Origin of the sequence: Streptomyces himastatinicus ATCC 53653 (assembly GCF_000158915.1) — a bacterium.
Lineage (GTDB): Bacteria > Actinomycetota > Actinomycetes > Streptomycetales > Streptomycetaceae > Streptomyces > Streptomyces himastatinicus.
Map to the genome: position 1 here is coordinate 5,833,093 of NZ_GG657754.1, position 5,912 is coordinate 5,839,004.

Consider the following 5,912-nt stretch of genomic DNA (forward strand, 5'->3'; position numbering starts at 1 on the left):
TCATACGGTCACTTCACGCTTCCGGGCAGCGGCGCCGTAAATAGACGGTCCAGGGCCCTGCCCCGGAGGCCCCGGCACCCGCACCCACCACGCACCCACCCCACCCCCGCACCCGCAGGCTTACGCCAGACGCTCCGGCAGTGGGGCCGCGTGCACCACCGTCAGGCCCGAGACGGCTCGGGTCAGGGCCACGTAGAGGCGGCGCAGGCCCGTGCGTTCGTCGGGTTCGCCGTCGACCACGGCGGCCGGTTCGTCCAGGACCACGTAGTCGTACTCCAGACCCTTCGCCAGCGTCGCGGGCACCAGGGTCAGCCTCGCCTCGGGGCTGGTCTCCTCGCCGGGGGAGAGGGGGGTCAGGCCCGCCTCCGTGAGGGCGGCGGCCAGCGCCGGGAGGCGGGCTTCGGCCGCGATCAGGCCGATGGAGCCCTCGTGGGACAGGGCTTCGTGGCAGGCGGTGATCACGGCCGCATCCAGTTCCGCTGCCGCCACTGCGCGTACGGCGAAGTCGCCCGCCGCCTCGCGGATCGAGGTGGCCTCGGACAGGCCGGGCGCGATGGCGGGCAGCAGCCGCGACGCGTACGCGATCACCTCGCGCGGCACCCGGAAGCCCTGGGTCAGCTCCTCGACGGTGGAACCGGGTTTGCCCAGGTGGGTGAGGGCCTCGTCCCAACTGGACGTCGCCCAGGGGGTGGTGCCCTGGGCCAGGTCGCCGAGGATGGTGGCGGAGCCGGTGGTGCAGCGGCGGCCGACGGCGCGGTACTGCATGGGGGACAGGTCCTGCGCCTCGTCGAGGACCACATGGCCGAGGGAATGGGTGCGTTCGATGAGGTCGGCGGCCTCGTCGATGAGCACCGCGTCCGGCGGGGACCACTTCGCGGACTTCACGCTGCGCGGCGGCTTGGCCCACAGGAGGGTCTTCTGTTCGTCGGCGGTGAGGATGCCGTCCGCGTGGGCGGCCAGGAAGTCGGCGTCGGAGAGCAGCCGGAGCACGAGTTTGGCCGGGTCGACGGGCGGCCAGATGGCCTTGACGGCCGCCTTCACGGCGGGGTTGCGGGCCACCGCGTCCTGGACGCGGTCGTCGGGGGCCTCGCCCGCCTGCTCCATGCGGACGAGCACGGCGTGCGCGATGCGCTGCGGGAGGGCGTCGCGGGCCGCGCCGTAGCGGATGTCGCGGGCCAGCAGTTCCGCCACGGTCTCCTCGATCTCGTACGCCGGTACCCGCCAGCGGCGCGAGCCGCGGACCACGACGCACGCCTCGGTGGGCGGGGTGACGTGCGAGCGCAGGGCCCGGCGCAGCACCTCGGCCATACGGGCGTCGCCCTTGACGCGGGCCACGTCGGCGGAGTCGGCGCCGCGCACCTCGACGCCCGTGGCGGGGCGCGCCACCAGGTCCTCGACGGTGGCCTGGGCGACCTGCAACTCGCCCAGCGCGGGCAGGACTTGCTCGATGTAGTGGAGGAAGGAGCGGTTCGGGCCGATGACGAGGGTGCCGGAGCGGGCCAGCCGCTCGCGGTGGGCGTAGAGGAGGTACGCGACCCGGTGCAGGCCGACCGCCGTCTTCCCGGTGCCCGGCGCCCCCTGGACGCAGACGGTGCCGCCGATTCCGGCGCGGACGATCTCGTCCTGTTCGGGCTGGATCGTCGCGACGATGTCCCGCATGGGGCCGACGCGGGGCCGCTCGATCTCGGACTGGAGCAGCTTGCTGGTCTGCTCGGCCTCGGTGGGGTCGGAGAGTTTCTCGTCCTCGTAGGCGGTGAGTTCGCCGCCGGTGTAGCCGAAGCGGCGGCGCAGTCCGACGTCCATGGGCGTCTTCTTGGACGCCTGGTAGAAGGGCTGCGAGACGGGGGCGCGCCAGTCGATGACCATGGGGTCGCCATCGCCGTCGTGCACATGACGGCGGCCGATGTAGAAAGTGTCCGTTGAGCCGCCTCCGGCGGCGGGCTCGCCCTCGGCCCCCTCCGCCGCTTCCGCGCCCGGCGCGTGCAGATAGTCGAGGCGGCCGAAGAAGAGCGGGGTGTGGGAGAGGTCGGCGAGGGCCTTGATGCGCTCGCTGACCTGGTGGTGCAGGGCTTCGGCGTTGACCCAGTTGGCGGCGACGTCCCGGAGGTCGAGGGCCTCCACGTCGGCGCGCATGGCGCGCAGGGCGGCGCGGGAGGCGGCGAGGTGGGATCGCTCCCGAGCGAGGGGGTCTGACAGCGGGTCGTTCAGGGGTTCTGGCTGGTCAAGGGCGTGCGAGGGCACGGCGTAGCCTCCGGCGGGTACACGAAGCAGAGTTGCGGTACGGACGAGATGCCAGCCGGTTTCCGTCCGGCCGACGGCTCTCCCGAGCGGGAGGCGGCAAGACGGGGGATTGTAGCCACGGCGTGGAACGGGCCGCGAATGATTTACGTCGCTTCGAGTTTACACCCCAGTGCAGTTGGCGCCTTCGCACGCTCCCGTGTCAGAACGATCAGAACGTCCTCGTCCGTCAGCAGTCGCGCTCGAGGTCCAGAATCGGTAGCGTACCCTGCTCGGCCAGGAACCGCTGGCGTGCGCCGCGAAGTCCTGGTCGATGGTGTCGCGCGCGACGACCGAGTAGAAGACCGCCGGGTGGCCGTCGGCCTTCGGCCGCAGCACTCGGCCGAGCCGCTGGGCCTCCTCCTGGCGGGAGCCGAAGGTGCCGGAGACCTGGATGGCGACGGTGGCCTCGGGGAGGTCGATGGAGAAGTTGGCGACCTTGGAGACGACGAGGACGGACAACTCGCCCTGCCGGAAGGCGTCGAACAGCTTCTCGCGCTGCGCGTTCGTCGTCTCGCCCTTGATGACGGGCGCGTCCAGATGCTCGCCCAGCTCGTCGAGCTGGTCGATGTACTGGCCGATGACCAGCGTCTGCTGCCCCTTGTGCTTGGCCACCAGCGCCTCGGTGATCCGCTGCTTGGAGGCGGTGGTGGCGCAGTAGCGGTACTTCTCCTCGGTCTCGGCGGTCGCGTACGCCAGCCGCTCGGTGTCGGTGAGGTTGACGCGGACCTCGACGCAGTCGGCGGGCGCGATGTAGCCCTGCGCCTCGATCTCCTTCCAGGGCGCGTCGAAGCGCTTGGGGCCGATGAGGGAGAAGACGTCGGACTCGCGGCCGTCCTCCCGTACGAGCGTGGCGGTCAGGCCGAGGCGGCGGCGCGCCTGGAGGTCCGCCGTGAACTTGAAGACGGGCGCGGGCAGCAGATGCACCTCGTCGTAGATGATCAGACCCCAGTCGCGGGAGTCGAACAGCTCCAGGTGCGGGTAGATGCCCTTCCGCTTGGTGGTGAGCACCTGGTACGTGGCGATGGTGATCGGGCGGATCTCCTTGCGCGTACCGCTGTACTCGCCGATCTCCTCCTCGGTGAGGGAGGTGCGGCGCACCAGCTCGTGCTTCCACTGGCGGGCCGAGACGGTGTTGGTGACCAGGATCAGCGTGGTCGACTTGGCGGTGGCCATCGCACCCGCCCCGACCAGCGTCTTCCCGGCGCCGCAGGGCAGGACGACGACGCCCGAGCCGCCGTGCCAGAACCCCTCGACGGCGTGCTTCTGGTACGGGCGCAGCGCCCAGCCGTCCTCGTGCAGGTCGATGGCGTGCGCCTCGCCGTCCACGTAACCGGCCAGGTCCTCGGCGGGCCAGCCCAGCTTGAGCAGCGTCTGCTTGATCTGACCGCGCTCGGAGGGGTGGACGACCACGGAGTCCGGGTCGATACGGGCCCCGACCAGCGGCTGGATCCGCTTCGACCGCAGGATCTCCTCCAGCACGGGACGGTCGCTGGTCTCCAGGACCAGCCCGTGCGTGGGGTGCTTGAGGAGGCGCAGCCGCCCGTAGCGCGCCATCGTCTCGGCGACGTCGACGAGCAGGGCGTGCGGTACGGGGTAGCGGGAGAACGCCACGAGCGCGTCCACGACCTGCTCGGCGTCATGCCCGGCGGCGCGCGCGTTCCACAGGCCGAGCGGGGTCACGCGGTAGGTGTGGATGTGCTCCGGCGCACGCTCCAGCTCGGCGAAGGGCGCGATGGCGCGGCGGCACGCTTCGGCCTGCTCGTGGTCGACCTCGAGCAGGAGCGTCTTGTCGCTCTGGACGATGAGCGGTCCGTTCACGCGCCTGAGTCCTTTCGTCGCCGGGGGCCTGTCGCCGGGGGCCAAAGACCCAGTGTCCCTCATCGGCCGGGTATGGCGGAGGGCCACAGGGATACTCCGTACGGCGAGGGGCAAGCGGGGTCACTAGGAGGGCTGGAACGAGGCGGGAGGTAGGTCCCTGTGGTCAGCATCGCTGGGTGGGAGATCCGGCGGACGTTGAAGAGGACGCCGACGAAGAGCGGGTCGGCGAGGAGCGCGCCGGGGAAGGGCGCGACGGGTACGAAGGGCATGAAGGGCACGAAGAGCACAAAGAGCGCGCCGACGAAGAGCGCGGCGAGTACGAAGAGCGCGGCGAAGGGGAAGACCGGGGCGTCGAAGCCGACGGGCGCGAAGTCAGCAGGCGCGAAGACCCCGCCCGCGAAGACCCCGCCCGCGAAGAAGAAGCCCTCCGGTACGGCCACCACCAAGAAGCCCGGTACGGCGCAGAAGGCGGCCAAGGCGGTGGCCGCCAAGGCGGCTGCCCCTGCCTCCCCGCCCCTCCAGCGCGATTCGCTGGGCTCCCGCGCCGGGCGGGTGCTGGTGCTGCTGCTGGCGTTCGCTTGCATGGTCGGGTTCGCGGCGGCGCTCGCCAAGGCCACGCTCGTGCCGCAGCCGGGGTCCAGCGATCTCGTGCACACCAATCTGCACCCGGGCGATTCGCTGCGCGCCTACCTCGACCAGCCCGCCATCCGGGACTCCGTGAAGCAGATCGGCGGCAATGTGCTGCTCGGCGCGCCCTTCGGCGTGCTGCTGCCGATGCTCGTGCCGAAGGCGCGGGGCGCGGTGCGGGTGGTGCTGGTGACGTCGCTGGTGATGGTGCTGGTCGAGATCGCGCAGGGCGCGATCGTCGAGGGCCGGGCCTTCGACATCGATGACGTCATCCTGAACACTTCGGGCGCCCTGCTCGGCTACGTCCTGATCGGCCGCCGCCTCGGTCACGCCCTCCACCCGCGCCGCCGTCACTGGTGGCAGCGGCGGAGCCCGTCCGCTTAACCCGGCTCGTCGGCCAGTTCCGCGACGCCCGTGATGCGGTGGAGGGGGTACGTGCGGATCTCGTCGGCGGTGTGGTCGTACGCGGTGACGTAGCCGCCCTCGACGCGGACCGGGGCGATGACGCGCTGGCTGGCGGCCCCGTCCGCGTTGACGTAGCCGATCCAGACGGGGGAACCGGTGAGGGCCGCGGCCTGCACGGTCGCGAGGGTGTCGGCGGAGGTGGTGCGGGGGAGGCGGTCGCCGATGGCGGCCTCGGCGGTGCCGGATGCGGCGGTGGTGGCCGGGGGCTTGTGGGGCGCGGTCGCGGCGAGGTCTCCGGCGCGAATGGCGCGTACCGCCGCGCCCAGCAGGGTGGTGTCGGGGACGGGTGGACCGTCCGGGACCGGGGCGGGCGGTGTACGGGGCGGGGTGCGCTGGGCCTCGGCGCGGGTGATCAGGACGTCGCCCTCGGCGGATTCGGCGGCCGGTGCGTACCCCATGGCGCGCAACCCCTCCAGCAGCGCGTCCGGCGGTGCCTGGGCGGCCAGCACGGTGGGGGCGAGACGGCGCAGGCGCAGGCCCGCGGAGCGGCGGTCGGCGAGGATCTCGGCGAGCAGGGTCTCGTCGTCGCAGCGCAGATAGGCGGAGGCCGCGCCGATGCGGAGGTGGCCGTGCTTACGGGCGACGTCGTCGATCAGATACGTGAGGGGCTGCGGCACCGGGGTGCGCGAGTGCGCGGCGAGGAAGGTGTGCAGGTCGTCGGCGGCCTGCCCGGCGTCGAGCGCGCGGCGTACGGAGCCGGGGGTGAAGCGGTAGACGGTCGC

At 72.2% G+C, this 5,912-nt stretch carries 4 protein-coding genes and 1 pseudogene; 1 reads left to right on the forward strand and 4 read right to left on the reverse strand.

Annotated features, from left to right (window positions below):
- Nucleotides 1-120: 120 nt before the first annotated feature.
- The 3 genes and pseudogenes from SSOG_RS24810 to SSOG_RS57935 form a co-directional block, all read right to left on the reverse strand.
- On the reverse strand, nucleotides 121-2,241 hold the full coding sequence (locus SSOG_RS24810; protein WP_039938609.1) for a HelD family protein: 2,121 nt from the start codon (nucleotides 2,239-2,241) through the stop codon (nucleotides 121-123).
- A gap of 226 nt (nucleotides 2,242-2,467) precedes the next feature.
- Nucleotides 2,468-4,098, reverse strand: a pseudogene (locus SSOG_RS24815) (DNA repair helicase XPB).
- A gap of 59 nt (nucleotides 4,099-4,157) precedes the next feature.
- Nucleotides 4,158-4,589, reverse strand: coding sequence for a hypothetical protein (locus SSOG_RS57935; protein ID WP_039938610.1), 432 nt, complete (start codon nucleotides 4,587-4,589; stop codon nucleotides 4,158-4,160).
- Here SSOG_RS57935 and SSOG_RS50400 point away from each other — a divergent pair.
- Nucleotides 4,579-5,109: a VanZ family protein gene (locus SSOG_RS50400; protein ID WP_009717000.1), complete on the forward strand. Its 531-nt coding sequence runs from the start codon at nucleotides 4,579-4,581 to the stop codon at nucleotides 5,107-5,109. The two genes, SSOG_RS57935 and SSOG_RS50400, sit on opposite strands and share 11 nt — an antisense overlap.
- Here SSOG_RS50400 and SSOG_RS24830 read toward each other — a convergent pair.
- Nucleotides 5,106-5,912, reverse strand: an 807-nt coding sequence (locus SSOG_RS24830; RefSeq protein WP_039938611.1) for a helicase-associated domain-containing protein, incomplete at its 5' end; no start/stop codon positions are given. The two genes, SSOG_RS50400 and SSOG_RS24830, sit on opposite strands and share 4 nt — an antisense overlap.